Source organism: Burkholderia sp. SIMBA_051, from assembly GCF_046534915.1.
GTDB classification, from domain to species: Bacteria; Pseudomonadota; Gammaproteobacteria; order Burkholderiales; family Burkholderiaceae; genus Burkholderia; species Burkholderia ambifaria.
This window is the reverse complement of the sequence record NZ_JAWRXS010000206.1, coordinates 1-277: the sequence shown is the minus strand read 5'-3', so window position 1 is coordinate 277 and position 277 is coordinate 1. Positions and strand designations below refer to the sequence as shown.

At 67.5% G+C, this 277-nt stretch carries 1 protein-coding gene; it reads right to left on the bottom strand.

All coding sequences use genetic code 11. The features are described from left to right. A partial coding sequence (locus SB771_RS34195; protein ID WP_410721942.1) for a hypothetical protein occupies nucleotides 1-236 on the bottom strand: 236 nt, incomplete at its 3' end. Nucleotides 237-277 lie beyond the last annotated feature (41 nt).

Sequence of the window (277 nt, the reverse complement as noted above, 5' to 3'; positions counted from 1 at the left end):
GTATGGTGGCGTGCGGCACGGAAAACTCGTCCGGACCGATGAAATGCTTCACCGATGTAACGTAACGCCGTGGTGACGTCAGTCGCATTTTCGGGCGCGGATGCGGTGGTGTCGAGGCGTGCGCCCGGGAGGTGCGCCGGGCTGGGGTGCGCGCGACGGGAGCGGTTGCGTGGGGTGCTCGATACGGGCGTCGGTCGAAGCACGCGATCGCGCGCGGCGCGCACCGGACGTTTCATCGGTGAGACGTCCTGCCGTTGCCCGCGAGTTCGTGTCTGAC